Annotated in this window: 21 protein-coding genes and 1 pseudogene; 17 read left to right on the top strand and 5 right to left on the bottom strand. The window is 71.8% G+C overall.

Annotated features, from left to right (window positions below; translation table 11 throughout):
- Window positions 1–18: 18 nt before the first annotated feature.
- The 12 genes from ABZ865_RS16510 (at window position 19) to ABZ865_RS16455 (ending at window position 14028) form a co-directional block, all read left to right on the top strand.
- Window positions 19–1635, top strand: coding sequence for an MFS transporter (locus tag ABZ865_RS16510; protein ID WP_361230276.1), 1617 nt, complete (start codon window positions 19–21; stop codon window positions 1633–1635).
- A gap of 227 nt (window positions 1636–1862) precedes the next feature.
- Entirely contained in the window at window positions 1863–2276 is a 414-nt protein-coding gene (locus ABZ865_RS16505; RefSeq protein ID WP_361230273.1) for a DUF3151 domain-containing protein, read from the top strand.
- A 185-nt stretch (window positions 2277–2461) separates the two neighbouring features.
- Window positions 2462–3310 carry a tryptophan 2,3-dioxygenase family protein gene (locus ABZ865_RS16500; protein WP_361230270.1) on the top strand — a complete coding sequence of 283 codons (849 nt, stop codon included), beginning with the start codon at window positions 2462–2464 and terminating at the stop codon, window positions 3308–3310.
- A gap of 1 nt (window position 3311) precedes the next feature.
- Window positions 3312–4496, top strand: a complete 1185-nt coding sequence (gene kynU / locus ABZ865_RS16495; RefSeq protein ID WP_361231187.1) for a kynureninase — start codon at window positions 3312–3314, stop codon at window positions 4494–4496.
- A gap of 230 nt (window positions 4497–4726) precedes the next feature.
- Window positions 4727–5611: an alpha/beta hydrolase gene (locus ABZ865_RS16490; RefSeq protein ID WP_361230267.1), complete on the top strand. Its 885-nt coding sequence runs from the start codon at window positions 4727–4729 to the stop codon at window positions 5609–5611.
- Window positions 5612–6005: 394 nt separating this feature from the next.
- Window positions 6006–6932 (top strand): alpha/beta hydrolase, encoded by a 927-nt coding sequence (locus ABZ865_RS16485; RefSeq protein ID WP_361231185.1) that lies wholly within the window; start codon window positions 6006–6008, stop codon window positions 6930–6932.
- Between the two features lie 148 nt (window positions 6933–7080).
- Entirely contained in the window at window positions 7081–8247 is a 1167-nt protein-coding gene (locus tag ABZ865_RS16480) for an acyltransferase (protein ID WP_361231183.1), read from the top strand.
- Window positions 8248–8257: 10 nt separating this feature from the next.
- On the top strand, window positions 8258–9901 hold the full coding sequence (locus ABZ865_RS16475; protein ID WP_361230264.1) for a sensor histidine kinase: 1644 nt from the start codon (window positions 8258–8260) through the stop codon (window positions 9899–9901).
- A complete protein-coding gene (locus tag ABZ865_RS16470) occupies window positions 9898–10578 on the top strand; it encodes a response regulator transcription factor (RefSeq protein ID WP_361230261.1) in 681 nt (226 codons plus the stop codon). The genes ABZ865_RS16475 and ABZ865_RS16470 overlap by 4 nt, the downstream gene beginning before the upstream one ends.
- Before the next feature lie 104 nt (window positions 10579–10682).
- Complete coding sequence (locus ABZ865_RS16465; protein WP_361230258.1) at window positions 10683–12047, top strand: histidine kinase; 1365 nt, start codon at window positions 10683–10685, stop codon at window positions 12045–12047.
- Window positions 12044–12709 carry a response regulator transcription factor gene (locus ABZ865_RS16460; protein WP_361230255.1) on the top strand — a complete coding sequence of 222 codons (666 nt, stop codon included), beginning with the start codon at window positions 12044–12046 and terminating at the stop codon, window positions 12707–12709. Before ABZ865_RS16465 ends, ABZ865_RS16460 begins: the two co-directional genes overlap by 4 nt.
- A 98-nt stretch (window positions 12710–12807) precedes the next feature.
- On the top strand, window positions 12808–14028 hold the full coding sequence (locus tag ABZ865_RS16455) for a cytochrome P450 (protein ID WP_361230252.1): 1221 nt from the start codon (window positions 12808–12810) through the stop codon (window positions 14026–14028).
- Between the two features lie 196 nt (window positions 14029–14224).
- Here ABZ865_RS16455 and ABZ865_RS16450 read toward each other — a convergent pair whose 3' ends face one another.
- Together ABZ865_RS16450 and ABZ865_RS16445 are read right to left on the bottom strand one after the other, a co-directional pair.
- Window positions 14225–15829: an ABC transporter permease gene (locus tag ABZ865_RS16450; RefSeq protein WP_361230249.1), complete on the bottom strand. Its 1605-nt coding sequence runs from the start codon at window positions 15827–15829 to the stop codon at window positions 14225–14227.
- Window positions 15826–16659: an ABC transporter ATP-binding protein gene (locus ABZ865_RS16445; RefSeq protein ID WP_361230246.1), complete on the bottom strand. Its 834-nt coding sequence runs from the start codon at window positions 16657–16659 to the stop codon at window positions 15826–15828. Before ABZ865_RS16445 ends, ABZ865_RS16450 begins: the two co-directional genes overlap by 4 nt.
- A 47-nt stretch (window positions 16660–16706) precedes the next feature.
- On the opposite strand from ABZ865_RS16445, the pseudogene ABZ865_RS16440 reads away from it, so the two are divergent.
- A pseudogene (locus tag ABZ865_RS16440) lies at window positions 16707–16952 on the top strand (MarR family transcriptional regulator); the annotation flags it as partial.
- Window positions 16953–17064: 112 nt separating this feature from the next.
- Here ABZ865_RS16440 and ABZ865_RS16435 read toward each other — a convergent pair.
- Entirely contained in the window at window positions 17065–17919 is an 855-nt protein-coding gene (locus ABZ865_RS16435) for a diacylglycerol kinase (protein WP_361230243.1), read from the bottom strand.
- A 197-nt stretch (window positions 17920–18116) separates the two neighbouring features.
- Between ABZ865_RS16435 and ABZ865_RS16430 the strand changes: the two genes are divergently transcribed.
- Both ABZ865_RS16430 and ABZ865_RS16425 read left to right on the top strand, forming a co-directional pair.
- The gene (locus ABZ865_RS16430) at window positions 18117–19400 is read left to right on the top strand and encodes an adenylosuccinate synthase (protein ID WP_361230240.1); all 1284 of its coding nucleotides are present in this window, start codon (window positions 18117–18119) and stop codon (window positions 19398–19400) included.
- Window positions 19401–19463: 63 nt separating this feature from the next.
- Window positions 19464–19676 (top strand): hypothetical protein, encoded by a 213-nt coding sequence (locus ABZ865_RS16425; RefSeq protein ID WP_361230237.1) that lies wholly within the window; start codon window positions 19464–19466, stop codon window positions 19674–19676.
- Window positions 19677–19718: 42 nt separating this feature from the next.
- Here the strand turns inward: ABZ865_RS16425 and ABZ865_RS16420 are convergent, their stop codons facing one another.
- Window positions 19719–21632, bottom strand: coding sequence for a serine/threonine-protein kinase (locus ABZ865_RS16420; RefSeq protein ID WP_361230234.1), 1914 nt, complete (start codon window positions 21630–21632; stop codon window positions 19719–19721).
- A 144-nt stretch (window positions 21633–21776) separates the two neighbouring features.
- On the opposite strand from ABZ865_RS16420, the gene ABZ865_RS16415 reads away from it, so the two are divergent.
- A complete protein-coding gene (locus ABZ865_RS16415) occupies window positions 21777–23600 on the top strand; it encodes a 5'-nucleotidase C-terminal domain-containing protein (protein WP_361230230.1) in 1824 nt (607 codons plus the stop codon).
- Window positions 23601–23738: 138 nt separating this feature from the next.
- Here the strand turns inward: ABZ865_RS16415 and ABZ865_RS16410 are convergent, their stop codons facing one another.
- On the bottom strand, window positions 23739–24608 hold the full coding sequence (locus tag ABZ865_RS16410; protein ID WP_361230227.1) for an MBL fold metallo-hydrolase: 870 nt from the start codon (window positions 24606–24608) through the stop codon (window positions 23739–23741).
- A 163-nt stretch (window positions 24609–24771) separates the two neighbouring features.
- On the opposite strand from ABZ865_RS16410, the gene ABZ865_RS16405 reads away from it, so the two are divergent.
- Window positions 24772–25620: an MBL fold metallo-hydrolase gene (locus tag ABZ865_RS16405; protein ID WP_361230224.1), complete on the top strand. Its 849-nt coding sequence runs from the start codon at window positions 24772–24774 to the stop codon at window positions 25618–25620.
- Window positions 25621–25676: the final 56 nt, after the last annotated feature.

Raw genomic sequence — 25676 nt, 5'->3', positions numbered from 1 at the left:
CGCTGTATATCTGGAGGCATGCCCGACGTCCGGCTGGCCTCGTCCCAGGGCAAGTGGATCCTGCTCACCACCGTGCTCGGCTCCAGCATGGCGATGCTGGACTCGACCGTCGTCAACGTGGCGCTCCCACGCATCGGCGTCGACCTCGACGCGAGCCTGTCCGCCCTGCAGTGGACGGTCAACGCGTACATGGTCACGCTGGCCGGCCTGATCCTGCTGGGCGGCTCGCTCGGGGACCACTACGGCCGCCGGAAGATCTTCGTGCTCGGCGTGGTCTGGTTCGCGGCGGCCTCCCTGCTGTGCGGGCTCGCTCCGACCTCGGGCGTGCTGATCGCGGCCCGCGCCCTGCAGGGCATCGGCGGCGCGCTCCTCACGCCGGGCTCCCTCGCGCTCATCCAGGCCTCCTTCCACCCCGACGACCGCAGCCGGGCGGTCGGTCTGTGGTCCGGCTTCGGCGGGATCGGCGCGGCCGTCGGCCCGTTCCTGGGCGGCTGGCTGGTGGAGGGCCCCGGCTGGCGCTGGGTCTTCCTGCTGAACGTGCCGGTCGCGCTGGTGTGCGTGCCGGTGGCCCTGCGGCACGTGCCCGAGTCGGACGCGCGGACCGCCGCACTGAGCGAGGCCGGGCCCGGGGGAGAGGCCGGGGAACGGGGAGGAGCTGAGGAGGGTCTCAAGGGAGCGGCAGGTCTCAAGGGAGCGGCTGGAGGCGACGGAGGCCTTCCGCAGGGCCGTTTCGACGTCCTCGGCGCGGCCCTGGGCGCCCTCGCCCTCGCCCTGCTGACGTACGCGCTGATCGAGGCCCCCGAGGCCTCCGCCACGGTGGCCGTGAGCGGGGTGGCGGGCCTGGTCGCGGCCCTGGCCTTCGGGTACGTCGAGAAGCACCGCCCCGATCCGATGCTCCCGCTCGACATCTTCGCCTCACGCCAGTTCACAGCGGTCAACCTGGTCACCCTGTGCGTGTACGGGGCCTTCGGCGGCTTCTTCTTCCTCACCGCGCTCCAGCTCCAGGTCGTGGCCGGCTACTCGCCCCTGGCGGCTGGTACGGCCCTGCTCCCGACCACGGTCATGATGCTGCTGTTCTCGTCCCGCTCCGGCGCGCTGGCCGACCGTATCGGCCCCCGGCTGCCGCTGACCGTCGGCCCGCTGCTGTGCGCCACGGGACTGCTGCTGATGCTCCGGGTGGGCCGTGACGCGAACTACCTCACGGACGTCCTGCCGGCCCTGCTCGTCATGGGCACCGGCATGGTCGTCCTGGTCGCGCCGCTGACCGCGACCGTCCTCGCCTCCGTCGACACCTCCCAGGCGGGCCTGGCCAGCGGCATCAACAACGCGGCGGCGCGGGCGGCCAGCCTGGTCGCCGTGGCCGCCCTGCCCCTGGTGACGGGCATGGGCCCGGAGGCCTACCGCGTCCCGGCCGCCTTCGACCGGGCGTTCGACCGGGCGATGCCGATCTGCGCGGGCGTGCTGGTGCTGGGATCGGTGATCGCCTTCACCCTGGTCCGCCGCCCGCCTCCCGTCTGCCGTCACCCGGAGTGCCGCCGCCACGGCTGCGTGCCGTTCCCGCCCCTGGAGCGCCCGCAGCGCGAGACCCCGGCGCCGACGTCGGCCACGGCTTCCAGCGCTGATCCGACTGCGTGACGGAGGCGTCGGTGCCGCTCGCCCGGAAGGCGAGGACGAGCAGGTTGCCCTGGTCGCCGGCCGCGCCGTCGGAGCCGGCTCAGGAAGCACTGGACGTACTGGACGACGTCGATCGGCCTGTCGACGCCGGTGTCGTGGAACAGGTGGTCCGGACCGGCAATCCGCGCTTCCGCGGGCGGGCACGGGCAACCGTCACCGACCGAGGACGATGCAGCAGACTGGAACCCATGACGATTCACGAGAACCTCCTCGGCGGCCCGCCCCCCACCCACCTGCCCGACGACCCGGAGCCGCGTGAGCTGCTGGCGAGCGGCGTCGCGCCGGCGGACGTCGCCGCCCAGCACCCCACCTCCTCCCTCGCCTGGGCCCAGCTGGCCGACGACGCGTTCGAGCGGGGCGCGGTCGTGGAGTCGTACGCGTACGCCCGTACGGGCTACCACCGCGGCCTGGACGCGCTGCGGCGCAACGGCTGGAAGGGCCACGGCCCGGTGCCGTGGGAGCACGAGCCCAACCGCGGCTTCCTGCGCGCCCTGCACGGCCTCGCCCGCGCCGCGCAGGCGATCGGCGAGCAGGACGAGTACGAGCGTTGCACGCAGTTCCTGAAGGACTCCTCGCCGACGGCGGCCCAGACCCTGGGCTGACCATCCCGGCCCGGACCCCGGGCTGACCCGTACGGGTTACCTCGGGGTTTCGGTGTGGCCCGTCTGGCAGCAGGCGGGCCTTGCCGTATCCGGGGGGATCGCTGAGGATTCCGGTTGGGGACCGGGGCCCCCGTGCCGGCATCGGCAGGGGCGGACCGCTACCCGGAGTACAACAGGAGACAGCGATGTCCCAACAGGCTCACCCACCTTTCGAGGCCGCTGAGCCCGAGACCCCGCATCTCGACTTCGCCGGCACGACGCCGTACGAGGACTACGTCAAGGCGGACGTGCTGACCCACCTCCAGCACACCCTCTCCGAGGATCCCGGAGAGATGGTCTTCCTGGTCACGACCCAGGTCATGGAACTGTGGTTCACGGTCGTCGTGCACGAGTGGGAGACCGCCGCGAAGGCCCTGCGCTCGGACGACATCCCGACCGCCGTCGCCGCGCTGAAGCGCTCCGTACGGGAACTGGAGGCGCTGAACGCCTCCTGGAAGCCGCTCGGCCAGCTGACCCCGGCCCAGTTCAACTCCTACCGCAGCGCCCTCGGCGAAGGTTCCGGTTTCCAGTCGGCGATGTACCGGCGCATGGAGTTCCTGCTCGGCGAGAAGTCCGCCTCCATGCTCGTCCCGCACCGCGGCGCCCCGCGCGTCCACGCGGAACTGGAGAAGGCCCTGCACGAGCCGAGCCTCTACGACGAGGTCGTACGCCTCCTCGCGCGCCGCGGCCACGCGATCCCGGACGCGGTCCTCACCCGGGACGTCTCCCAGCGCTACGAACCCTCCGACGCCGTCGAGGCCGCCTGGACGGCGGTGTACTCCGGCGACGAGGACGCCGAACTCGCCTGCCTCGGCGAGGCGTTGACCGACGTCGCGGAACTGGTCTGGCGCTGGCGCAACGACCACCTGGTCGCCACCCGCCGCGCGATGGGCGCCAAGCCCGGCACGGGCGGCTCCGCCGGTGTGGCCTGGCTGGAGAAGCGCGCCCGCAAGAACGTGTTCCCCGAGCTGTGGACGGCGAGGTCGCATGTCTGAGATGACCGAACTGGCGCTGAGGGCCCGGAAGCTGGACGCGTCCGACGAACTGGCCGAGCTGCGCTCCCGCTTCGTCCTCGACGATGTGGTCTACCTGGACGGAAATTCTCTGGGCGCGCTGCCCGCGAACGTCCCCGACCGGCTGCAGGACGTCGTCCGCCGGCAGTGGGGCGAGCTCCGCATCCGCTCCTGGGACGAGAGCGGCTGGTGGACCGCGCCCGAGCGCATCGGCGACCGGATCGCTCCGCTGGTCGGCGCGGCGAAGGGCCAGATCGTCGTCGGCGACTCGACCAGCGTCAACGTCTTCAAGGCGCTGGTCGCGGCGGTGCGGATGGCCGGGGACGCGCGTGACGAGATCCTGGTCGACGCGACGACGTTCCCGACGGACGGCTACATCGCGGAGTCGGCGGCGCGGATGACCGGCCGGACGCTGCGGCCCGTGGCCCCGGGCGAGGTGCGGGATGCCCTGACCGACCGTACGGCGGCGGTCCTGCTGAACCACGTCGACTACCGCACCGGCCGCCTGCACGACCTGCCCGCGCTGACGGCCGCGATCCACGCGTCCGGCGCCCTCGCGGTCTGGGACCTGTGCCACAGCGCGGGCGCGCTGCCGGTCGGCCTGGACGAGCACGGGGTCGACCTGGCGGTCGGCTGCACCTACAAGTACCTGAACGGCGGCCCCGGTTCACCGGCGTACCTGTACGTACGCAAGGAGCTGCAGGACCGCTTCGACTCCCCCCTGCCCGGCTGGAACTCCCATGCCGAACCCTTCGGCATGAGCCCGGCCTACACCCCGGCCCCGGGCGCCCTGCGCGGCCGCGTCGGCACCCCGGACATCCTCTCCATGCTGGCCCTGGAGGCGGCGCTGGAGATCTGGGACGACGTGTCCATCACGGCCGTCCGCGCCAAGTCCCTCGCCCTGACGGACTTCTTCCTGGAGTGCGTCGCCGCCTGCACCGAGCCCGGCCGCGTCGAGTCACTGACCCCGGAGGCGCATGACGAACGGGGCAGCCAGGTCGCCCTGCGCTGCGCCGATGCCGGCAAGGTGATGAAGCGGCTCATCGAGCGCGGAGTCGTGGGCGACTTCCGGCATCCCGATGTCCTGCGGTTCGGGTTCACGCCGCTGTATGTGGGATTCGGCGAGGTGGAGCGGGCGGCCTGGGTGCTGGGGGAGGTGCTGGGCTAGGCGCCGCCGCGCCCCACACCAACCGATCCCAGGGCGGGGGTGGACGAAACCCACCCCCGCCCCCATCCCTCAACCGCTCAATCCCTCAATCCTCACAGAACCGTTTATCCCTCACCCAGCGTGACATCCCCATATCCCCGCACGTCACCAGCCTGATAGCGTCCCCGCCAACGGCCGCCGAAGAATTCACCTGGTCCGCCAAACCCGTTCCGTCGCTGAGAGGTTGGAGCATGCCGGACGACGCCGCAGCAGCCCGCGCCGCCGCCGAGGAGGAGTCGGCCTTCTCACACCCCCCGGTAGACCCCGACGTCACCGCCACGTACGGCGACCACCCCGACCAGGTGATCGACTTCTACGCCCCCCGCACGTCCACCCCCCTCGCCCCCCTCGTCGTCGTCCTGCACGGCGGCGCCTGGCGCGCCCGCTACGACCGCCGGCACATCACCCCCTTCGCGGACTACCTCGCCCGCCGAGGCTTCGCGGTGGCCAACGTCGAGTACAGGCGAGGCGGCGACAGCCCGATCCCGAGGCAGAACAGCGAGGAAACCCCCCTCGCGGGCCGCTGGCCCGAAACCCTGGACGACGTCGCGGCGGCCCTCGACGCCCTCCCGGCCCTCGTCCGCGAAGCCCTCCCGCAGGCCGATCCCCGCCGCATGGTCCTCACCGGCCACTCGGCAGGCGGTCACCTCGCCCTGTGGGCGGCGGCCCGCCACGTCCTCCCCGCCGACGCGGCCTGGCGCACGGACGGCCCGGCCGAGCTGCGTGGCGTGGTCGCGCTGGCCCCGATCGCGGACTTCGAGGTCGCGGAGAAACTGAACGTCTGCGGAAACGCCACGCTGCAATTCCTGGGCGGACAAGAGCACTTCGCCGAACGCCGGCCGTACGCGGACCCGGTCCTGCTCCTTCCCACGGGCATCGCGACCACTCTTGTCCAGGGCCGCACGGACGTGGTCGTGCCGCAGGCGGTGGCCGAGTCGTACGCGGACGCGGCGGCCAAGGCGGGGGAGGTGGTCGGCCTGACCCTGCTGGAGGACGTGGGCCACTTCCCGCTGATCGACCCGGCGGCGGACGCGTGCGCGGTGGTGGCGGAGGAGATCGCTCAACTGGCGTGGTAGCGGACGGTGTTGCCGACGCCTCCGATGCCCCTCAGGGGCTGACCCGGTCATACCCGTAGTACCTGAGAGCTACATCCCAGAACAGCTCCATGGCGGGACGCGAACGACACGCGTCGATTCCTAACTTCCTTGTCAGTAAAGCCCGATGGCCGGGCGCACTGAAAGGAACCCGCCCATGGGGCAAACACCCACCCCTCACCCGCACCCGCCGAGGGCGATTCCACCCCACAGGGGCCACCCGCGCCCGAAAACGAAAGCTGCACGGGTGGTGCGGGTAGGAACCCAAACCCGGCCGGAGGCCGGGTGTCCACCCACACCCCCGCACCAAGAACCGCCCCGCACCACCCCCCACCGCCTCCTCCGCCCTCTCCTCACCGCCCTCCTCACCACCGCCCTGGTCGCCCCCCTCTCCGCCGCGGCCCGGCCCGAAATCCCCGCCCCACCCCCAGCAACCCCACCCACCATCACCGCCCTCACCCCGACCACCCTCGCCTCCACCTACGAGGCCAACCGAGCCAACGCCACCCAGGCCGCCGACATGGCCGCCGCCCACGGCGACCCCCACCGCGCCACAGCCGACCGCGCCCTCGCATCCCCGTCCCGCAACCTCCTCACCTACGACGGCCGAGGCACCGGCCGAGCCACAGAAGTCCTCGGCGACCTACCCCACGCCACCAACGTCGCCGTCCTGGTCCCGGGCTCGGACACGTCGATAGACACGTACGCCCGCTTCCACAAAGCCGCATCGGCCCTCTACTCAGACCTCACTGCACGCAGCACCACCCCCACGCACACCCATCCCCACGTGGCCGTCATCGCCTGGCTCGGCTACGAGACCCCCGCCACGGTCAGCACGACAGTCACCACCACCACCCGAGCCGACGAAGCAGCCCCTCGCCTCCGCACCTTCATTCGCGACCTGCACCACCTCACGCCCGCATCGGCCCGCATCACCCTCCTCTGCCATTCCTACGGCTCGGTCGTCTGCGGCCGCGCCGCCCCCGGCCTGGACGCGGACGACATCGCCCTGATCGGCAGCCCCGGCACCGGCGCGGACTCGGTCGCGGACCTGCACACCCGCGCCCACGTCTGGTCGGCGCGCGGCAGCAACGACTGGGTCTCCCACGTGCCCCACACCCGAATCTCGCTCTTCGGAAAGACCATCGGTCTCGGCACGGACCCCGTCTTCCGAGCCTTCGGCGCCCGGGTCTTCGACGCCGGCGACGCCGACCACAGCGGCTACTTCACCCCGGGCTCGACCTCCCTCGCCAACCTGGCCCGGATCACTCTCGGCGTCCCTTCGGAGGTGACCCGTGCCTGACGACTCCTCGCAACCCGGAAACACAACCCTGCCCACCCCCCACACCCCAGGCACTCACTACCACCCCCCACGCCCCCGTCACCTGCACCACCCCCACCACGCCACCGACTCCCCCCACCCCCTTCGACCTCTTCGACCCCTCCCCAAAATCCGCGAGGCCGCTCTCCGCATCGACGCAGCCACCCCCGCTTCCCGGGACCGCGCCGTCGACGCCCTGCGAGCCTTCGCGATCCTCGGTGTCGTCCTGGGCCACTGGCTGGTCACCGCGCTGGTGTCGGAGGACGGCGGACTGCACACGGCGAGCCCGTTACAGCGCATGCCCTGGCTGGCCCCGATCTCCTGGCTGTTCCAGACGCTGGCGGTGTTCTTCCTGGTGGGCGGCCACGTGGCAACCAGCAGCCTCGCCTCGGCACAGGCCAGAGGCGAGACCTACCCCCAGTGGCTGCGCGCCCGCCTGACCCGACTGCTCCGCCCGGTCGCCGCACTGCTGTCCCTGTGGATGCTGGTCACGACGGCCCTCCTGGCCCTCGGCACCCCATGGCCCACGATCCACACCCTGGTGAAACTGGCCCTGTCCCCGCTCTGGTTCCTCCTGGTCTTCGCCACGCTGACGGCCGCGACTCCACTCCTGACCCGCCTCAACCCCCTGTGGCCCCTGGCGGTCGTCCTGCACGTGGACATCCTGCGCTTCGGCCTGCATGCCGGCCCGTCCTGGCTCGGCTGGGTGAACGTGGCGGCCGGCTGGCTGGTCCCCTACACCCTGGGCGCGGCCTGGACCCGGGGCGAGCTGGACAGCCGCCGCGCGGCCCGGGTCCTGCTGCTGGGCGGTACGACGGCCACGGCGGCGCTGATCGCCTTCGCGGGTTACCCGGCGTCGATGGTCGGTGTCCCCGGCGCCTCCGTCTCCAACCTCGACCCCCCGACTTTGGCGGCCGTCACCTTCGGCCTGGCCCAGTGCGGTCTGGCCCTCCTCCTCCGCGACCGCCTGCGTCGAGCGATGTCACGCCCACTCATCTGGGCGGCGACGGCACTCGTCAACCTCTCGGCGATGACGATCTACCTCTGGCACCAGACATCCCTGACGGCCACGACGGCCGCCACTCTCCCCGCCGCCCACCTCCCAGGTCTGCACACGACACCCGACTCCCCGGCCTGGATAGCGGCCCGCCTCCTCTGGCTCCCGGCCTTCGCCCTCACCCTCGCCCTCTGCTGGACAGCCTTCCGCCACCACGAACAGACTCGCCGCCGCCCCCGAAACCGCCCCTCCCACGTACTCCACCGCCACGTGCCCCCACCGAAGAGCCGCAATGCCTAAAGTCGACCCAGTGAACGCCGAGGACCCCAACAACCCCCAGCCCCCGGCACCCCCCACCCCCACCAACAGCACCCCCACTTCCCCGGCGGACCCGGCATCCGCTGACGCCGCCTCCACTTCCCCGGCGGACCCCGCACCCATCAACGACGCCCCCGCTTCCCCCGCGCGACCCGCACCCGCCGACGGCGACTCCGCCCCACAGGGGCCACCCGCACCCGACAACGAAACTCGCACGGGTGGTGCGGGTGGGAACCCAGACCCGGCCGAAGGCCGGGTGCCGCACCCGCACCCCCACTCACCCGCACCCAAATCGGCACCCACACCCACCCCGACCCCCACTCCCACCACGCCCCGCCGAAACCGCCTCCTCACCTGGCTCGGCGACAACCCCTCCCCCCACTCCCCACCCTTCTCCCGCCACCGCTGGCTACGCCTCCTCACCTACCTGCTCACCAGCTACGTAGCCCTGGCCCTTTCCCTCGGCGGCGGCGAGGAGTTGTCCCACACCTACGGCTTCACCACAGCCGTAGCGCTGCTCACCGGCTTCCTCCAAGGCACCGCCATCGTCCTGGCCCTCTGGCGCCCCGTCCCGGCCTGGGCCATATCCCTGGCCGGCGCCACGGCGACCGCCCTGCTCGCCCGCCAGAACATGCAACTGGTCCCGCCCGGGAACGGCCCCAACTGGCCCTGGGCGACCCCGACCCTGCTGGCCCAGATGGCCGTCCTGCTGCTCCTCGCACTACGCGTCCGCATCCGCGGCACCCTGGCCGCCCTCGCCGCGACCGCCCTGGTCACCTTCTTCCTCGAGGGTCTGCTCGGCGCCCTGCGCTACTCCCCGACGGGCCTCGTGGCGGTGGCCCTGTTCGCGCTGTCCGCCCTCGTCGGCACGGTGCTGCGCAGCCGCAGCGAGGCCCGTACCCAGCTGGTGCAGCAGACGACGATCACCGCGGAGGAGCGCGCCCGCCGCACCCTCCTGGAGGAGCGCAGCCGTATCGCCCGCGAGCTGCACGACGTGGTCGCCCACCACATGTCGGTGATCTCCATCCAGGCCCAGGTGGCCCCCCACCTGGTGGAGAATCCTTCGGAGGAACTGAAGGAGAACCTCGCCGGTATCCGCAACAACGCCCTGGAAGCCCTGACCGAACTGCGCCGCGTCCTCGGCGTCCTGCGCTCCGAGACGTCCGCAGATGCCCCCGACTCCGACGCCCCGCAGCCGAACCTGTCCCGTCTCGACGCCCTGATCGAGAACACCCGGGCGGCCGGCCTGAACGTCGAGACCCAGGTGCACGGCGAACCCCGCGGTTATCCACCGGGTGTGGAACTGTCGGCGTACCGGATCGTCCAGGAGGCGCTGAGCAACGTTCTGCGGCACGCCCCCGGGGCGGGGGCCCGCGTGGAGGTCGGCCATCAGTCCAGAGGCCTCTTCCTGAGCATCGTCAACTCCCGGCCCAGCCGTCCGGTCCAGCCCTCCCCGGGCTCCGGCCACGGCCTGCTGGGGATGCGGGAGCGCGCGCAGATGCTCGGCGGCAGCCTGACCGCGATCCCGACCCTGCACGGCGGTTTCATGGTGACGGCCTTCCTCCCACACGGAGACGCCCCCGACCCCGACCACGACGACCCCGACCCACCCCCGACAGGAGAACCGCGCCCATGACGAGCGGCACCGGAAAGATCCGTGTACTCATCGCCGACGACCAGGACATGGTCCGGCAGGGCTTCACCGTGCTGCTCAACACCAAGCCCGACATCGAGGTCGTCGGGCAGGCGGAGGACGGCTACGCCGCGATCGCCAGGGCGGACGAACTGGCCCCGGACGTGGTCCTGATGGACATCCGGATGCCCGACCTGGGCGGGATCGAGGCGACCCGGCGCATCACCGAGGTCCACCCGGCCATCAAGGTGCTCGTACTGACCACTTTCGACCTGGACGAGTACGTGTACGACGCCCTGCGCTCGGGCGCCTCCGGGTTCCTCCTCAAGGACGCCTCCGCGGACCAACTGGCCGAGGCGGTACGGATCGTGGCCGCGGGCGACGCGCTGCTCGCACCCGGCATCACCCGCCGGCTCATCGCCGAGTTCTCCCGCCTGGACGGCAATCCCCGGCCTCCGCTCAAGCAGCGCGTCGGCGATCTGACGGAACGGGAGACGGAGGTGCTGGCGCTGATCGCCCAAGGCCTGTCGAACGCGGAGATCGCCGAGCGGCTCTTCGTGGCCGAGCAGACCGTGAAGACGCACGTGGGCCGCATCCTGGTGAAGCTGGGCCTGCGGGACCGCACCCAGGCGGCGATCTTCGCCTACGAATCCGGCCTGATCCGCCCCGGCGGCCGCTGACCCCACCCCACCGACCTCCCGTACCCGTAGTACCTGAGACGGACCCCCAAGGACCCCTCTCCAAGGTGACGACCGCGACCCCGCCCCCGCCCTACGGTTTTCACGTGACCGAGACGACGCACACGCAGACGACACCGCCGGGAGCGGAGGGCAGGCCGCGCAGCCCCGAGTTCCGGCTCGCCGCGGACGCCCTGCGCGGGCTGCGGCAGGACCTGTTCCAGGACGCCTTCGCCTATCGCCCGCTGCCCCAGAGGGAGGCCGACGGCAGGCTCGCCCGCCGGTCCGGGCGGGTGCGGGAGTACGCGCCCTGGACCCCCCACGCGGCGGTGGCCGTCCTCGGCGTGGTGGCGATGCTCCTCGCCCTGGCGAGCACGGACGACTCCGGACTGCTGTCCGTGCTGTGCGGGCTGCTGGCGCTCGGGCCGGTGCTGCTGACCCTGGTGCGTCCGGTGGGCGCGTTCTGGTTCTCGCTCGCCGCGTCCACGGCCGCCGCCGTCGTGGGCGCGGGCGGCTGGAGCGACTGGCCATGGCTGCCCGGAAGCTTCCTGTCCCACCTGGTGGTGCTCACGGTCGTGGCGATACGCACCCGCCCGCGCACGGCGGCCTGGATGTGGGTGCTGACCGCGGTCTACGGCTTCCTCGCCGAGAGCGTCCTCGGCCGGAGCCACTACGACACCAATGTGGGCCCGATGCTGGTCCTCTCCGCGCTGATCCTGCTGATCGTCACCGTCCGGCACACCCGCCGGGAGGCCCGGCAGGAGGTGACCGCCCAGCAGACGGAGACCGCGGTGGAGCGCTCGCGGCGCACCCTGCTGGAGGAGCGCACGACGATCGCCCGTGAGCTGCACGACGTGGTCGCGCATCACATGTCGGTGGTCGCCATCCAGGCGGAGGCGGCGCCCTACCGGGTGGAGAACCCGCCGCCGGAGCTGGAGAAGGCGTTCGTGACCATCCGGGAGAACGCGGTGGCGGCCCTGACCGAGCTGCGCCGGGTCCTGGGTGTGGTCCGCGCGGAGGACTACGAGGCCCCGGACGCCCCGCAGCCCACCCTCGCCGACCTGGACGCGCTGCTCGCCAACGTGCGGGAGGCCGGCCTGGAGGTGAGCAAGACGGTGACCGGCGCGGTGCGCCAACTGCCTCAGGGCGTGGAGCTGTCGGCGTACCGGATCGTGCAGGAGGCGCTGAGCAACACGCTGCGGCACGCTCCGGGGGCGGGCGCGCGGGTGGAGATCGGGTACGTTCTCGGCGGCCTGGGCGTGCGCATAGTCAACGGCCCGCCGCCCGCGCCGGACCTGGTGAAGGCCTCGCCCGGTGCCGGGCACGGCATCACCGGGATGCGTGAGCGGGTCTCGATGCTGGACGGTGAGATGACGGCGGGTCCGGCGGAGGACGGGGGCTATGAGGTGACGGTGTTCCTGCCGGTGCCGGCGGGCGCCGCGGTGACCGAGCCGGTCGAAGGGGGAGCATGACCATCCGCGTGCTGATCGCGGACGATCAGATGATGGTGCGCGAGGGCTTCTCGGTCCTGCTGAACGCGATGCCGGACATCGAGGTCGTCGGCGAGGCCGTCAACGGTCGGGAGGCGGTCGAGCGGGTGCGGGAACTGGCCCCGGACGTGGTGCTGATGGACATCCGGATGCCGGAGCTGAACGGTATCGAGGCGACCCGGGAGATCGTCGCGGCGGACGGCGCGGCGAAGGTGCTGGTGCTGACGACGTTCGACCTGGACGAGTACGTGTACCAGGCGCTGCGGGCGGGGGCCTCCGGGTTCCTGTTGAAGGACGCTTCGGCGCGGCAGCTGGCGGACGGGGTGCGGGTGGTGGCGTCGGGGGAGGCGTTGCTGGCGCCGTCGGTGACCAGGCGGCTGATCACGGAGTTCTCGCGGCTGGCGCAGGCGCCGCGGGCGATGCCGGCGGGGCAGGCGGCGTACGGGGAGCTGACGGAGCGGGAGACGGAGGTGCTGGTGCTGATCGCGCAGGGCCTGTCGAACGCGGAGATCGCGGAGAGGCTGGTGGTGGCGGAGTCGACGATCAAGACGCATGTGAGCCGGATCCTGGTGAAGCTGGGGCTGCGGGACCGTACGCAGGCGGCGGTGTTCGCGTACGAGGCGAGGCTGGTCACGCCGGGGTGAGCCGGCTCCCGGAGAGGCGCGGAGCGGCCGGCCACGACGGAGCTGGGGATGAGCAGGGCACATTGCGGCATCGTCGGCGCAGCGCTTAGCGTCCGTGCATGGCAGCTGCTGCGGACCTCGCTTTCGACCCGTGGGACCCGGCGTTCGTCGCCGACCCGTATCCGGCCTATGCCGAGCTGCGGGCTCGGGGCCGGGTGATCCGGTACGAGCCGACCGACCAGTGGCTCGTGCCGCACCACGCGGACGTCTCGGCGCTGCTGCGGGACCGTCGCCTGGGGCGCACCTACCAGCACCGGTTCACGCACGAGGACTTCGGGCGGACCCCGCCCCGGCCGGAGCACGAGCCGTTCCACACGCTCAACGACCACGGCATGCTCGACCTGGAGCCGCCGGACCACACCCGGATCCGGCGTCTGGTGTCGAAGGCGTTCACACCGCGCACGGTGGAGCGGCTGCGGCCGTATGTGCACGGGTTGGCGAACGACCTGGTGGCGGCGCTGGTCGAGGCGGGCGGGGGCGATCTGCTGACGGATGTGGCGGAGCCGCTGCCGGTGGCGGTGATCGCCGAGATGCTGGGCATCCCGGAGGCGGACCGGGCGCTGTTGCGTCCTTGGTCGGCGGACATCTGCGGGATGTACGAGCTGAACCCGTCGCAGGAGACGGCGGCGAGGGCGGTCCGGGCGTCGGTGGAGTTCTCGGACTATCTGCGGGAGCTGATCGCGGAACGCCGCAAGGAGCCGGGGGAGGATCTGATCTCCGGTCTGATCGCGGCCCATGACGAGGGGGACCGGCTGACGGAGCAGGAGATGATCTCCACGGCCGTCCTGCTGCTGAACGCCGGGCACGAGGCCACGGTCAACGCCACGGTGAACGGCTGGTGGGCGCTGTTCCGCAACCCGGACCAGCTGGCCGCGCTGCGCGCCGACCACGGGCTGGTGCCGTCCGCCGTGGAGGAGCTGATGCGGTACGACACCCCGCTCCAGCTCTTCGAGCGCTGGGTGCTGGACGACATCGAGATCGCCGGCACGACGATCCCGCGGGGTTCGGAGATCGCCATGCTCTTCGGCTCCGCCAACCACGATCCCGAGGTCTTCGCCGACCCCGGCCGCCTGGACCTCACCCGGGTGGACAACCCGCACATCTCCTTCAGCGCGGGTATCCACTACTGCATCGGCGCCCCGCTGGCCCGTATCGAGCTGGCCGCCTCGATGACGGCGCTGCTGGAGCGGGCTCCGGCTCTGACCCTGGTGGCGGAGCCGGAGCGGAAGCCGAACTTCGTGATCCGGGGGTTGCGGGGGCTTCGGGTGGCGGTGGCGTAGCCGCGCGGGCTCAGGCCCTGTCGTTTGGATCATCCCGGCGTCGCGGGGTCTGGCACGCACATCTGCGGCGTTGTCGTCACTCGCCGACGCTCCGCTTCGACTCCCTCCTCCGCCTTGCAGCTGCACGCACCAGACCCCGCTCGGGTCGGCTGGAAGGCGCCGCACCTCACAGCCGGCCTGATCCAAACGACAGGACCTAGGCCGTCAGGTCCCGGCGGCGCAGGCCGGCCAGGCCCGCGGCGACCAGCGCCGGCGCGAGGGCCGTGAGGGCCAGCACCGGTCCCCACTCCATCTCCCCGCCCGGCAGCTTGGGCAGGTGGCCGAAGGGGGAGAGGTCCAGGATCGCCCGGGGGGCGTCGAGGGCGGGGCCGACCCAGCCGATGAGGAGGACCGCGCCCGCGATGCCCCAGGCGGCCACCGCGCCGCGCGGCAGGACGCCGTAGAGCAGGACGGCGATGCCGCCGACGGCCCACACCGCCGGGAGCTGGACCAGGCAGGCGGCGAGGACCGGGCCGGTGTCCTTGCCGTAGCCGAGGGCGAAGCCCAGGCCGGCGAGCAGCATGATCAGGGCCGTGCCGCCGAAGGCGATCGCCAGATGCCCGGCGGCCCAGCGCAGGCGGCCGACCGCGCAGGCCAGGAGCGGTTCGGCGCGGCCGGAGGTTTCCTCGGCGTTCAGGCGCAGCACCGACTGCACGATGTACAGGGCGGCGACGAGGCCGAGCATGCCGATCAGGGAGGCCGGCAGCGCGTCGGTCAGGCCCGACTGGCCGCCCATCCGCTCGAAGATCTGGCGGGCCTGCTTGTTGTCCCTCATCAGGTCGGCCGCGCCGGTGGTGATCCCGCCGTAGATCAGTCCGGCGAGGAAGAAGCCGACCGACCAGCCCAGCACGCTGCCCCGTTGGAGCCGCCAGGCCAGGGCGCCGGCCGTGCGCAGGCGGCCGGTGGCCGGGCCCGGCCGGGTGGGCATGAAGCTCATGCCGATGTCCCGGCGGCCGGCCAGCTCGTAGGCGACCGCGCCCTGGAGCAGCGCGGCCGCGGCGAACAGCAGCAGCACCCACCAGCGGTCGGCCGCGAACGCGCGCAGGTTCTCCAGCCAGCCGATCGGCGACAGCCAGGTCAGCACCGAGGAGCCGTCGTCGGAGGCCGAGTCGCCCGCCGCGCGCAGCACGAAGGCCGCGCCCAGCACGGCCGCCGTCAGGCCACGGGCCAGACGGGCGCTCTCCGTCAGCTGGGCGACGATCGCCGCCATGGTGGCGAACACCATGCCCATGCCGCCGATCCCGAGCCCGAAGGCCAGCGCTCCCCGGCCGCCCTGGCCGGCCAGGCCCACCGTGACGAGCAGCGCCAGAGCGCCGTTCGCGACGCCCGCGGTCAGCAGCGCGGCCGTCAGCGGGGCGCGCCGGCCGACCATGCCGGACGACACGAGCTCCTGGCGCCCGCTCTCCTCCTCGTCCCGGGTGTGCCGGACGACGACGAGCAGGCTCATCACCGCGGCCAGCGCGCCCGCGTACACGCCGATGCGCCAGGCGGTCAGCGCGCCGAGGGAGTCGTCGAAGACCGGGCCGACCATGGCGCGCAGGGAGGTGTTCGTCGCCATCTGGTGCATCAGGTCGGCGCGGGCGGCCGGGGTGCCGTAGAGGGCCTTCAGGGAGTTCGGCATGGAGAGGACCATCAGCGCGATCACCGCGGCCCAGACCGGGATCAGCACGCGGTCGCGGCGGAGCGCGAAGCGCAGCAGGGTGCCGGTGCCGGCCAGCGGCCGCGAGCCCCCGGCCCGTACGGAGAAGGCCGTCGCGGTCACCGTGCCACCTCCCCCGCGTCGTCGAGTGCGTCCCGGTCGAGTTCATCCTGGTAGTGCCGCAGGAACAGCTCCTCCAGCGTCGGCGGGGTGGAGGTCAGGGAGCGTACGCCGGACTCGCCGAGCGAGCGCAGGACGGCGTCGAGCTTGTCGGTGTCGACCTGGAGCCGGACCCGGTGGCCCTGGACGTCGAGGTCGTGGACGCCGGGCAGGCGGGCCAGGCCGTTGGGCGGGCCGGCGAGTTCGGCGGTCACGCTGGTGCGGGTGAGGTGGCGCAGGTCGGCCAGCGATCCGCTCTCGACCGTGCGGCCCTTGCGGATGATGCTGACCCGGTCGCACAGCTGCTCCACCTCGCTGAGGATGTGGGAGGAGAGCAGGACGGTGCGGCCCCGGTCCCGTTCCTCCGCGACGCAGCGCTGGAAGACCTCTTCCATGAGCGGGTCCAGGCCCGAGGTGGGCTCGTCCAGGATCAGCAGGTCCACGTCGGAGGCGAAGGCGGCGACCAGGGCGACCTTCTGCCGGTTGCCCTTGGAGTAGGTGCGGCCCTTCTTGGTGGGGTCCAGTTCGAAGCGGTCGATCAGCTCGGTGCGGCGCCGCTGGTCGAGGCCTCCGCGCAGCCGGCCGTAGAGGTCGATGACCTCGCCGCCGGAGAGGTTGCGCCACAGGGTGACGTCGCCGGGCACGTAGGCGATCCGGCGGTGCACCTCCACCGCGTCCGTCCAGGGGGCGCGGCCCAGCACCTGTGCGGCGCCCTTGTCGGAGCGCAGCAGGCCGAGCAGGACGCGGATGGTGGTGGACTTGCCGGCGCCGTTGGGGCCGAGGAAGCCGTGCACCTCGCCGGCCTCGACATCCAGGTCGAGGCCGTCCAGTGCGTGGGTACGGCTCGCGGCGCGAGCGCTACCGCGTGCACAGCAACCAGTGGTACGAGGCTCTCACCAACCGCGAGGCCGTCATCAAGCGGTGGGAGACGGCCCTGCGCGAAGGCGTCACCAGCCTCGGCGCCGACACCCCCGCGGGACGCCGCATGGCCGAGACACTGGCCTTCTTCGAGTTCGTGGACGGAGAGATCGCGGCCATGATGGAGCGCTGGCGTGTGCGCCGGGAGGAGCTCTTCGGTCAGGGCTGACCCCGTTTTTCGCGAGTGGATCACCTCGGCGTGCCAGTGGCTGCGCTGAGTCGCGGCGCGTCCCCGCCCGTTCGACTGCACTCTCGACACCACCGGCTTCCACGCCCCCGGCTCACGCTGACGGCAGCGTAAGCCCCCACGCCCCCTCCACCACCCGCCACGTCCGCCTGCGCACCGGCCCCGAGACCGCCGCGTCCGCCCGGTACCGGAAGTCCCCGCCGACCACGGTCACCGTGCGCCCACGGGCCCGCAGCGGGGTCGCCTCCGCGCCCAGGGACAGCGGCCGGACCTCCACCTCCGCGACCCCGCCGGCCCCCGGCGTCACCGACACGGCCTCCACGGGCTGGTCCAGGTCCACGACCGTCTCCCCGTCGACCTCCACCCGCAGCCGGGACGGTCCGGGCGCCGGCACGGTGGCCAGCCGGGCGGGCCGGGGCGCCAGGGTGCGCACCAGGGAGCGGTACGTCGTGCGCAGCCAGGGACGCCCCGCGGGCACGCTCACCGGCTCGACGGCGGCCGCCCGCGCCGTCACCGGCACCGGCGGGATGCCCAGCGCGCCCAGGACCACCCCGTCGCTGTCGTCGACCAGCAGGTCCAGGCGGCGTTCCGCCCCGTCCAGCACGGCCCGCGCCGCCGCCACCGCCCCGGACGGCACGCCGAGGGACCGGGCCAGACCCGCCTCCCCGACCGGCACCACCGACAGAGCGCATCCGGCCAGCTCGCGGTGGCGGTGCAGCAGGGTCACCGCGCGGACCAGCGCCCGGTCGTCGCCGACCACGACCGGGCGCCGGGACCCCCGCCGGCCGAGGGCCCGGGCGAACTCCTCCGGCCCCTCCGGCAGACAGACCTTCGCCGCCGCACCCGCGCTGAGCACGTCTTTCGCGATCCGTACGGACTCCCCGTCCGCCTGCCGTGCCACCGGATCGATGATCACCAGCAGCTGTTCGGACGTCGCGAAAGTCGCCACCTCGGTCCTGCCTCGCTTCCTCGGGTAGCATCTTTGTGCAAGAGCCCCTTGCGCTATTGCGCCAGGGGCTTCGTCTATTCCGGGGCATCCGGTCCGACGGTTCAGCGGCCAACGACGGTCGCGATGGCACGCGGCGGTGAACCTTACGCCCACGCCCCCGACCTTGGACATGCCCCGCCCGGAAGGGGTGTACGCGCGTGCCCGCACTTGTGCTGCTCGGTGCTCAGTGGGGTGACGAAGGCAAGGGAAAGGCGACGGACCTGCTTGGCGGCTCCGTCGACTATGTGGTGCGTTACCAGGGTGGCAACAACGCCGGCCACACGGTGGTCGTCGGCGACCAGAAGTACGCACTGCACCTGCTCCCTTCCGGAATCCTCTCGCCTACTTGTGTCCCGGTCATCGGCAACGGCGTCGTCGTCGACCCGTCGGTCCTGCTCTCCGAGCTGAGCGGTCTGAACGAGCGTGGCGTCGACACGTCCAAGCTCCTGATCAGCGGCAACGCGCACATCATCACGCCGTACAACGTGACCGTCGACAAGGTGACGGAACGCTTCCTCGGCAAGCGCAAGATCGGCACGACCGGCCGCGGCATCGGCCCGACCTACGCCGACAAGATCAACCGCGTCGGCATCCGGGTCCAGGACCTGTACGACGAGTCGATCCTCCAGCAGAAGGTCGAGGCGGCCCTCGACGTCAAGAACCAGCTCCTCACCAAGCTCTACAACCGGCGCGCGATCGCCGTCGACCAGGTGGTCGAGGAGCTGCTGGGCTACGCGGCGCAGATCAAGCCGTACGTCGCCGACACGGTCCTGATCCTGAACCAGGCCCTGGAGGACGACAAGGTCGTCCTGTTCGAGGGCGGCCAGGGCACCCTGCTCGACATCGACCACGGCACGTACCCCTTCGTCACCTCCTCGAACCCGACCGCGGGCGGCGCCTGCACCGGCGCCGGCGTGGGTCCGACGAAGATCAGCCGGGTCATCGGCATCCTCAAGGCCTACACGACCCGTGTCGGCTCCGGCCCCTTCCCGACCGAGCTGTTCGACGCGGACGGCGAGGCGCTGCGCCGCATCGGCGGCGAGCGGGGCGTGACCACCGGCCGCGACCGTCGCTGCGGCTGGTTCGACGCGGTCATCGCCCGCTACGCGACCCGCGTGAACGGCCTGACGGACTTCTTCCTCACCAAGCTCGACGTCCTCACCGGCTGGGAGCAGATCCCGGTCTGCGTGGCCTACGAGATCGACGGCAAGCGCGTCGAGGAGCTGCCGTACTCCCAGTCGGACTTCCACCACGCGAAGCCCGTCTACGAGACCCTCCCGGGCTGGTCCGAGGACATCACCAAGGCGAAGTCCTTCTCCGACCTCCCGAAGAACGCCCAGAACTACGTCAAGGCGCTGGAGGAGATGTCCGGCGCCCCGATCTCCGCGATCGGCGTGGGCCCGGGCCGGGACGAGACGATCGAGATCAACTCGTTCCTGTAGGGGCTCGCTCCCCGCATGTCTCGACTTGTCCCTCCGCGTGATGCGCGGAGGGACAATCGAGGTATGAGCGTCCACCGGAACGCACGGTGCCGGGGACCGTACGGCGGTGAGGGCGACCAGGCCTGCGGCACGGACTGCTCCGACCCCGCTGTCTTCGAGGTCGCCCGGCACGGCCTCCCCCCGCTCCGCGTCTGCCCGGTGCATCTCGGACCCTCCCTGCTGATGGCGAGCAGGGTGCTGTGGCCACCGGAGATCCGGCTCATCGGCCGGCTCTGACACCGGCCGCTCTCCCGGCGCCAGCCGGCGGGCGCGTGGTGTTCAGGGCTTCCGGCGCAGGACGAGCGTGGCCGTTTCGGCCATGGAGCTGCGGGTGAGGGTCGCGTCGGCGCCGGTGCCGTCGAGGTTGTAGACGTACGCGACGGTCGCCGAACGGCACGCCGGGTCCGAGCCCTCCCTGATGACCCGGGCGCCAGTCGTGGCGATCGAGGCCCTGCCGACGTTGAGCAGGGCCGCCTCCCACTCGCAGTGCCGTCCGCCCCGGGTGTCGGTGCCGTGGACGGTGACCGAGCCAGTCCTGCCGCTGCCGATGACGACGCTCAGGCCACCGCCGCCGGTGTACCAGTCACCCCGCAGGGCGGGCCCGACACGGGTGCCGGGCTCGGCGACCCGGTCCAGGCCGTAGGACACCCGGGGCGTGTCCCATCTGAGGTCCTCGTAGACACTCGCGACGAGCTTCATCGTGGACGGCGTCCGGCAGCTCTCCTTGCCGGAGGGGGCGCCGATCCCGTGCATCCGGAAATCGCCGAGCACCAGCGCCCTCTCCGACCGGGAGCGCACCATCGCCTCTCCGGCGCAGATTGTGTCGTGGGTGGCTGTGAGGACGGTGGCGCCCCGACTGCCGGGGCGGGCGCCCCGGACGAGGTCCAGCCGGACGCTGAACAACGGCTCTCCCTCCTCCAGGGTGGTGCTCCAGGATCCGCTGAAGGCGTAGTAACCCGGCTGGCGTTCGCGCGGCCCGCTCTCCCCGAGCACCCGCCACGGGGCGGCGGCCAGGGCGGGCAGGACGAGGTAACCGGCGGCCACCACCGACAGCACGGCGATCACCGGCAGCAGCACGCCCGCGGCCCGGCGCCCGAGGCGGGCGGCGCGAGACGGGGGCGGCGTCGGTACGACACGCGGCGGGGCGATGCCCGCCTCGGGCACGTCCAGCGGATCGCGCGGCTCCTCGACGGCCGAGGGCTCGTCGGGAAGCTCCGGGAACTCCGGGAACTCCGGGGGCTCAGGCGCGTCCGGGAGGCGAGCTCCCTCGTCCTCCCTCCGCGGCGTCTCCGGCAACGGCTCCGCCGCCACTCGGTCCAGGCGCGCCAGCAGAGCCGCCGGCAGCCACGCCCCCGCCGGAGCCCGCCGGGTCAGCTCGGTCACCTCCGTGACGGAGGGCCGCTGCCCGGGGTCCTTCGCGAGGCAGCGCCGGACGAGATCCGCGATCACCTCCGGCACGCCGGTCAGGTCCGGTTCCTCGTAGGCGATCCGGAACAGCAGTGCGTGCACCCCGCCCTCGCCCATGCCCCGGAAGGGGGAGCGGCCCGTGGCCGCGTAGGCCAGGACGCTGCCGAGCGAGAACACGTCACCGGCCGGGGTGACCCGCGCGCCCCTGATCTGCTCGGGGGACATGAACTCGGGCGTGCCGACGAGGGTTCCGGTGCGGGTGAGGGTGGAGTCGGCGGTGGCGTCCAGGGCATGGGCCACCCCGAAGTCGATGACCCGGGGACCGTCGACGGTGAGCAGGATGTTGGACGGCTTCAGGTCGCGGTGGACGAGCCCGGCGCCGTGGATGGCGTCCAGGGCCTGCGCCAGCCGGTTCGCCAGGACGTGCGCGGAGGCCGAGGGAAGCGGGCCGAAGTCGCCGCGTACGACGGCCCGCAGGGTCGGCCCCGGAACGTATTCCGTCGCCACCCAGGGCTGTTCGGCGTCGGTGTCCGCGTCCAGCACCCTCGCCGTCCACGCCCCGCTCACTCGTCGCGCCGCGGCCACCTCGCGGGTGAACCGTCGCCGGAACTCCTCCTGTTCGGCGTCGGGATCGGTGCGGATCAGCTTCACCGCGACCGTCGTCGCGCCGGGACCGGCGTCCGCCTCCCGTGCGAGATAGACCCGGCCCATGCCGCCCGCGCCGAGCCGGGACAGCAGACGATAGGGGCCGATGTGGGCCGGGTCGTCGGGAGACAGGGACTGCATGGAGCGCGATCATTCCAGAAATTGACTCGGACATGGCCAGTTCCTGGTTTCCGGGGTGGGACGCCCCCGACAAACATCTACGCGGGTAGTCACCGCCGCGGCGCCCGCCAGCACCCTCCTCCAGCCCTCCTCAGGAGTCCTGACATGCCCGTCAGTCCCATGAACCGCCGGGAGTTCGTGAAGAAGTCGGCCGTCACCGGAGCGGCCGTCGCCGCCGCGGGAGCGGTCGGCACCGGCAGCGCCGAGGCCGCGGAAGCCGGTCACCTGCCCGAAAAGGCGCCACGCACCTGGTCGTTCTCCATCCTCGGCACCACCGACCTGCACAGCCACGTCTTCGACTGGGACTACTACAAGGACGCCGCCTACACCGACAAGGCCGGCAACTCCTGCGGTGTCGCCCGGGTCGCCACGCTCGTCAAGCAGCAGCGCGCGGCCAAGGGCGAGGACCGGGTCCTGCTGGTGGACGCCGGCGACATCATCCAGGGCACCTCGCTCGCCTACTACTTCGCCCGCGTCGACCCGATCACCGGCACCGACGGCGAGGACGGCCCCCGGCACCCGATGGCCGCCGCCATGAACCACATGCGCTACGACGCCGCCGCCCTCGGCAACCACGAGTTCAACTACGGCATCGACGTACTGCGGAAGTTCGAGGAGCAGTGCCGCTTCCCGCTGCTCGGCGCCAACGCCCTCGACGCGAAGACGCTGCGGCCCGCTTTCCGGCCGTACACCGTCAAGGGGATCCGGGTGCCCGGCGCGCCCGACATCAAGGTCGGCATCCTCGGCCTCACCAACCCCGGCATCGCCCTGTGGGACAAGGACAACGTCAGCGGCAAGATGGTGTTCCCGGGGCTGGTGGAGCAGGCGAAGAAGTACGTGCCCCGGCTGCGCGCGCTCGGCTGTGACGTCGTCTTCCTCACCGACCACTCCGGCCTCGACGGCTCCACGTCCTGGGGCGACTCCCTGCCCTACGTCGAGAACGCCTCCAACCTGGTCGCCGAACAGGTGCCCGGCATCGACGCGATCCTCGTCGGCCACACCCACGTCGAGGTGCCGTCGTACACCGTGAAGAACGCGGAGACCGGCGAGGAGGTGCTGCTCTCCGAGCCGTACTGCTGGGGCTTCCGGCTGAGCGTCTTCGACTTCGAGCTCGAACTCCACTGCGGGCAGTGGAAGGTGACGAGCAAGACCGCGCAGACCCTCAACCCCAAGGATGTGGACGAGGACGCCGAGATCAGGAAGCTCCTGGAGGCCGACCACGAGCTGGTGGTGAAGTACGTCAACACGGCGGTCGGCACCTGCACCCAGGACCTCTCGGCGGCGGAGTCCTGCTGGAAGGACGTGCCGATCATGGACTTCATCCACAAGGTGCAGATGGAGACGGTGAAGTCCGGCCTGTCGGCGGCGGACGCGGCGCTCCCGCTCATCTCCGTCGCCGCGCCCTTCAGCCGCACCGCCGACATCCCGCAGGGCAACGTCACCATCAAGGACATCGCCGGTCTCTACATCTACGACAACACCCTCTACGGCAAGAAGCTGACGGGCGCCCAGCTGAGGAACTACCTGGAGTACGCGGCGAAGTACTACCACCAGGTCCCCGCCGGCACGAAGGTCGACACCGCGACCCTCACGAACGCGAACAAGTTCTGGGACTACATGTACGACACCGCGGCGGGCGTCGACTACGAGATCGACATCGCCCAGCCGGAGGGGTCCCGGATCAAGAACCTCAGCTACAACGGCGCCCCCGTCGCCGACGACCAGGTCTTCGTCGTAGCGGTCAACAACTACCGGGCGAACGGCGGTTCGGGATACCCGCACATCGCCTCGGCGGAGATCGCCTACAGCTCCACCAACGAGATCCGCCAGCTGATGATCGACTACGTGACGGCGAAGAAGGCCCTCGACCCGACGGACTTCGCGGTCACCAACTGGAAGCTGACGCAGGCCGGAACGCCGGTCTTCTGACCGGGGCGGGTCGAACGGGGGACGATCCGGTCGGCGACGACCGCGTCCCCCACACCCGCCCCCACATCCACCCCCGCCCCGACACCCATCCCCGCCCCCACGCCCGCTCACGCGGTGACGGCGCGTGGGGCGCGTGGGTCAGGCTCCGAGCAGTCCGACGGCCCCGTACCACACCGGTCCCGGGTTGAGTCGGTGCGGATAGCGGGAGGTCATCTCGTCGAAGTACTCCCGGGCGTTGGCGCTTTCGCCGAGCACACGGATGGCGTCCAGCAGGTACTGGCGGGTCTCGTCCAGGATGGCGGGGTCGTCCGGGAGGTCCTTGTTCTTGTGGCCCGCCACGACGGCGCGTGGACGCAGCTCGGCGACGCGGTCGAGGGCCGTGAGCCACTCCTGCAGGCCGCCGTCGCCGCCTTCGAGGACGTACTGGTGCACGCCGTTGTACGCGACGTCCCCGGCCACGACGAGGCCGATGGACGGCACATGCAGGACGGTGGTGTTGTCGGTGTCCGTGTGCCCGACCTCGACGGCCTGGAGGAGGTGCCCCTCCAGCAGGAAACCCTCGGCCGGGACGGGCTCCGCCAGCACCGTGGTGTCGGGGATCAGGCCCGGGAACTGCTTGTCCCACAGCTCTTCGCGCCCCACGGTGGCCTGCTCGTGCATGACCTTGATGGTGCCCTCGGTGGCGTAGACGGTGACGCCGGGGAAGCGCTTCGCGAGGTCCGCCGTGCCGAACCAGTGATCGCCGTGGCCGTGGGTGGCGTAGATGTACGCCAGGCGCTTGCCGGACCGCTCGATCCAGTCGCCGACCCTTCGGGTCTGCTCGACGGTCAGCGGCGGGTCGACCAGTACGGCGTCCTCCTCCCCGAAGATCAGCGTCACCGCCAGCGGTGACGAGACGAGCCGGTCACCGTTGGGCAGACGCTCGTCGCCGGCCCTCGGCGTCCCGTCCAGGACGTGGACCTCGTAGTCCAGCGAGCCGGACGCGGGGGTGGATGCGGACGCGGTCATGATGGCGCCTCCTTCAGCGAGACCGATGCGGCATGAAAGAAGCGTAACGCGATGACTTCTATCGTGTCGCGTGTGCGCCCTCGCCATTTTCGAAAGAGGTGTGTGACGATTGTCTATGTCGTAATGCGGGCGTGCACCGCCTGGCCGACCTGAGGGAGCAACGATGTCCGGAGCAACGCTGAGCTGGAGCGTCCACGTGGCGCCGCCGATCCCCACGGAGATCGCGGACCTGCCGCCCGACCTCGACCGCCGCATGTGGTCGCCGACCACGGCGACGCTGATCACGGGCGAGCGCGACGCGGTCCTGGTCGACGCGCTGATGACGGTCGAGCAGGCCCGCCGGCTGGCCGAGTGGGTCGCCGCGAGCGGCAAGAACCTCACCACCGTCTACGTGACCCACGGACACGGTGACCACTGGTTCGGCCTGGGCACCCTCCTCGAGCGCTTCCCGGACGCGCGCGCCGTCGCGACGCCGGCCGTGGTCGAGCAGATGGAGAAGCAGATGGCGCCGGAGTTCATCGCGTCGTACTGGGACAAGCGCTTCCCCGGTCAGATGCCCGAGCGGATCGTGGCCGCGGAGCCGCTGACCGCCGACCGGCTGGACCTGGAGGGCAGCGACCTCGTCGTCGTGGGTCTCGGGCACACGGACACCGACGACACCACCTGTCTGCACGTGCCCTCGATCGGCCTGGTCGTGGCCGGTGACGCCGTCTACAACGACGTCCACCTGTACCTCGCCGAGTCGCCCGCCGAGGGCCGCCGGGCGTGGCTCGACGCGCTGGACACCGTCGCCTCGCTCGACCCGCGGGCGGTGGTCGCGGGACACAAGAACCCCGGCCTGCCGGACGACCCGAGGGCGATCGACGAGACCCGGCGCTACATCCAGGACTTCGAGGAGGTCGCCGAGCGCACCACGACCACCCTCGACCTCTACCGCGGCATGCTCGAGCGCCACCCGGGCCGGGTCAACCAGGGGGCGCTGTGGGGCTCGGCCAGGTCCGCCAAGGGATGACCGACGCACCGAATGCATTGCCTGACAGAGGTATAAGCATTACGGTTGTATCAACG

Source organism: Streptomyces sp. NPDC047085 (assembly GCF_040643735.1).
Classification (GTDB): domain Bacteria; phylum Actinomycetota; class Actinomycetes; order Streptomycetales; family Streptomycetaceae; genus Streptomyces.
The sequence above is the reverse complement of the archived record's forward strand: the minus strand, read 5'-3'. Positions and strand labels throughout refer to the sequence as shown.

What these genes read in the sequence shown, in the direction of transcription:
- ABZ865_RS16490 (WP_361230267.1), top strand. Translation starts at nt 4,727, where the DNA reads ATGCCGGACGACGCCGCAGCAGCCCGCGCCGCCGCCGAGGAGGAGTCG.
- ABZ865_RS16460 (WP_361230255.1), top strand. Translation starts at nt 12,044, where the DNA reads ATGACCATCCGCGTGCTGATCGCGGACGATCAGATGATGGTGCGCGAG.
- ABZ865_RS16415 (WP_361230230.1), top strand. Translation starts at nt 21,777, where the DNA reads ATGCCCGTCAGTCCCATGAACCGCCGGGAGTTCGTGAAGAAGTCGGCC.
- kynU (WP_361231187.1), top strand. Translation starts at nt 3,312, where the DNA reads ATGACCGAACTGGCGCTGAGGGCCCGGAAGCTGGACGCGTCCGACGAA.
- ABZ865_RS16410 (WP_361230227.1), bottom strand. Translation starts at nt 24,608, where the DNA reads ATGACCGCGTCCGCATCCACCCCCGCGTCCGGCTCGCTGGACTACGAG.
- ABZ865_RS16510 (WP_361230276.1), top strand. Translation starts at nt 19, where the DNA reads ATGCCCGACGTCCGGCTGGCCTCGTCCCAGGGCAAGTGGATCCTGCTC.
- ABZ865_RS16505 (WP_361230273.1), top strand. Translation starts at nt 1,863, where the DNA reads ATGACGATTCACGAGAACCTCCTCGGCGGCCCGCCCCCCACCCACCTG.
- ABZ865_RS16455 (WP_361230252.1), top strand. Translation starts at nt 12,808, where the DNA reads ATGGCAGCTGCTGCGGACCTCGCTTTCGACCCGTGGGACCCGGCGTTC.
- ABZ865_RS16425 (WP_361230237.1), top strand. Translation starts at nt 19,464, where the DNA reads ATGAGCGTCCACCGGAACGCACGGTGCCGGGGACCGTACGGCGGTGAG.
- ABZ865_RS16470 (WP_361230261.1), top strand. Translation starts at nt 9,898, where the DNA reads ATGACGAGCGGCACCGGAAAGATCCGTGTACTCATCGCCGACGACCAG.
- ABZ865_RS16420 (WP_361230234.1), bottom strand. Translation starts at nt 21,632, where the DNA reads ATGCAGTCCCTGTCTCCCGACGACCCGGCCCACATCGGCCCCTATCGT.
- ABZ865_RS16405 (WP_361230224.1), top strand. Translation starts at nt 24,772, where the DNA reads ATGTCCGGAGCAACGCTGAGCTGGAGCGTCCACGTGGCGCCGCCGATC.
- ABZ865_RS16500 (WP_361230270.1), top strand. Translation starts at nt 2,462, where the DNA reads ATGTCCCAACAGGCTCACCCACCTTTCGAGGCCGCTGAGCCCGAGACC.